Here is a 3,163-nt window from a genome sequence, read left to right as displayed (position 1 = left end):
GTGCCGGGCAGCGGCAGCCCGTCGGCGCCCGGCGTGTCCAGCCACTTGAGGATGGTGTCGCGGTCGCCCGCGCCCAGGTCGCGCGTGACCGGCATGTGGTTGGGGTCGTGCCGCGGCAGCGAGAACGCCAGCTTCAGGATGCGCAGGTGCTGCACCACCGAGGCGTAGTCGCCCAGGTTCACCACGTAGCGGCTCATGATCGGGTACAGGTTGCCGAACTGCGCGAACAGCGGCTGGATGTCCTGGTACCAGGTGGGTGCGGCCGGCACGGCGCGCGCGCTGTAGGCCAGCACGCTGATGACGTTGAACATGTTGGACACGTAGCCCGCTGGCTGCGCAGCCAGCTGGTAGCCGATGCCGTAGAGCTGGCCCGCGATGTAGCCGCGCGGGCGGCCCGGTCCCTGCGCTGGCGCGCTGAGCGCGAGCGTCGCCCAGCCGTCGCCGCCGGTGGAGGCGTTGGCCGAGTAGCGCAGGCCATTCGCCGGCGTGCCGACGTCCGGCACCGCGGCCGGCGGGCTCAGCGGCGGCGCGATGGTGCCGCCGCCGTTGCCGCCCAGCAGGCCGTCGTTCGGCGTGCAGGCGATGGCGGCACTGCCCAGCGGCGCGCCGAACTGCGTGGCGTAAAAGCGCACCTCCTGCGTCTCGCCCGGCTCCAGGCGGAACACGAACTGGTCGGCGCGCACGTACAGGCCGTCCAGCGTCTCCTGCAGCAGCACGGTGTAGGTGGTGGTGTTCGCCACCGGCGACAGCAGCAGCAGCGGGTTGCCCGGCAGCAGCCGGCGCGCGTCCGCGTTCCGGCTCAAATCGAAGGTCTGCACGCCGGCGGTGCGGGTGTACCAGTCCGCCTGCGTGTAGGGCACGGCGCCCACCAGCGTCACCGCGCTCGCGTCCACGGTGGCGAGCATGCCCGCCGGGTTGCTGTTGGCCACCGCCACCAGCACGGTGCCGACGTCCAGCAGGCCGCTGTCCGCGTCCTGGATCGGGAACGAGTTGCCGAAGTCCAGCGTGAGCGACATGCCGTCCTCGGCCACCTTCGCCTGCAGGCTCTGCAGGTTGGCGGGCGGCTGCAGGTTCTGGTTCAGCGGCGCGACCATCTGCCGGCCAGGCACGAACAGCTTGGGCTCGCCGGACAGGTAGGGGCCGATGGTGCCGACCGCGTGGCCCTGGGTGTAGCGCGGGATCTTCGGGTCGCGGGCGTAGCCGAACACGTTGAACTGGATCGACAGCATGCCCTCGCGCGTGACGGCCTTCAGCGCCTCCAGCAGCGGCGAGCCGACGTCGTCCGCCCAGCGCACGTCCTCCAGCACCGACTGGTAGTAGGCGGCGAGCTTCTGGTCTAGCATCACGCCGGTCTGCTGGCGCTGCCACAGGTTGATGAAGGGCGAGGGCTTGTACTCGCCGGTGAACAGGGCCTGCGCGGCGGCGTCGAGCAGGCGCACCTGCATGCCCCAGATCTCGGAGACCATCTGCTGCTGCGGGTCCAGGTCGACCAGCTTGCCGGGCGCGCGGTCGCCCGCGTTCTGCAGGCTCATGCCGATCACCGGATCGTCCGCAGCCGCCAGCTGGCGCCCGTCGAGGAAGCCGCCGGTGACGCCGCAGTCCAGCAGGCGAAAGATGCCGGTGCCCTGCGGGTTCCAGTTGCTGGCGGTGAAGTCCTGGTAGTCCGGAACGAAGGACTCGTTCTGGTACATCTGGACCTTGTTGTTGATGGTGGACACGTCGGCCTGGAACCAGCCGCGAAAGTGCAGGCGCGGTGCGTCGAGATAGCTCATGGCATGGTCCTCACTTGTCCGGGGTGAGCTGCGACCATTCGGGCGCGAGCGACATCGCCGGCGCCGTGGCTCCCAGTCCCGCCTTCGGCGCCGGGCAGTCGCCGGAGAACAGGCAGCACCAGCCCGGGTTGGGCGTGCACATCCTGGCCACCTGGGCCCAGGTCTTGGCCGGGTCGGGCCGCTCGGCGCGGAAGTTGGTGTAGTTCTGGCTCACGATCGGCGCGTTCGGCGGCGACAGCGGGTAGCCGGAGAAGAAGAACGACTGCGGATGGCGGTAGGCCGGCTCCTTCGGCTGCCCGGCGTCCTTGGTGGCCTCCTTGTTGAACGCATAGCCGAACAGGATTTTCTGCGGCCCGACTTCCCGCGAGTAGGCCTGCACGCTGCCGCCCAGGTGCGCGCTCTGTTCGGCGTTGTACGGCAGGTGCTTGATGAAGTCGCGCCGCGGCGCGTGGTTGTGCAGCGAGAACTGGCAGCACTCGGGCGTGCCGGCCGGCCGGTCGGCATAGCGCAGGAAGTACGCCTTGTTGCCCAGCGAGACGAACGAGCAGGTGAAGTTGTTCTCCATCGGGAAGATGGGCAGGCAGAACTTCTCGTAGTGCTCCATCATCGCGCCGCGCCCGTCGCGGTCGGCCGGCACGTAGGCGTCGTCGTAGTAGCTGGCGCCGTACGACACCTGGTAGTCCGCTGCCGTCAGGCCCTCGGGCGGCGAGGCATAGGGCGGCGGAAACTTGTCGTAGTTGGCGAACACGCGGTACATCGTCCACTCGCTGGTCCACCACTTCGGGTAGAGCGGGTCGCTGGGCTCGCCGGCCGCGCGCCTGTACACGCACTTGGTAGGCGGCTTGCACTGCTTGTCGTTGTGCACGCCGCCGGTGTAGTAGGTGTGGCGCGCCGATGCGGCTTTCTCTTGCGGCGTGGAAGGCCGCGCGGTGGCGGCATCGGCAAAGGCGGTGAATGCGGCGGCAATGGCCACGGCCAGGAACAGGGCCCAGCGCAGCAGCGTGTCGACCCACTTGGGCGGACGGGGAATGGTTTCGGGCATGGCAGCCTCCTTGGGGTCAGAACCTGGAATCGTTGGAAGGAACGTGCGGCACGGCGGATGCACGCAGCCGGCGCAGGACGATGCGGTGCGCCACCCAGCCCAGCGCGGGCAGGGCGAAGGTGGCCAGCACGGTGGCGAACGGCCCCGGGCCTTCGCGGCCCAGCCAGACGCTGGCCGCATAGAGCGCGGAGAGGGCGGTGGACGACAGCGCGGCGGTGGCGATGGCGGGCAGCACCGGCACGCGCCACACGCCGGCCCAGCAGCGCGCTCATCTCGGACAGCACCGGCAGCGGCCGCATGCCGGCGATCCACCACAGCGCGCGGCTGCGTGCGCGCAAGGCCACCCGGT

Annotated in this window: 3 protein-coding genes; all 3 read right to left on the bottom strand. The window is 70.1% G+C overall.

All coding sequences use genetic code 11. From position 1 onward, the window contains the following. Positions 1-1,772: hypothetical protein (locus H0U68_RS11095; RefSeq protein WP_296355523.1), on the bottom strand; the 1,772-nt coding region annotated here is incomplete at its 3' end. A 10-nt stretch (positions 1,773-1,782) separates the two neighbouring features. After that, positions 1,783-2,814, bottom strand: coding sequence for a hypothetical protein (locus H0U68_RS11090; RefSeq protein WP_296355521.1), 1,032 nt, complete (start codon positions 2,812-2,814; stop codon positions 1,783-1,785). 16 nt (positions 2,815-2,830) lie between these two features. Next, positions 2,831-3,055 carry a hypothetical protein gene (locus H0U68_RS11085; protein WP_296355519.1) on the bottom strand — a complete coding sequence of 75 codons (225 nt, stop codon included), beginning with the start codon at positions 3,053-3,055 and terminating at the stop codon, positions 2,831-2,833. Between the last annotated feature and the right edge of the window lie 108 nt (positions 3,056-3,163).

It is taken from the genome of Ramlibacter sp., from assembly GCF_013697775.1.
Taxonomy (GTDB): Bacteria; Pseudomonadota; Gammaproteobacteria; order Burkholderiales; family Burkholderiaceae_C; genus Ramlibacter.
Note: the sequence above shows the minus strand (reverse complement) of the source record. Positions and strands in the feature narration are given on the sequence as shown.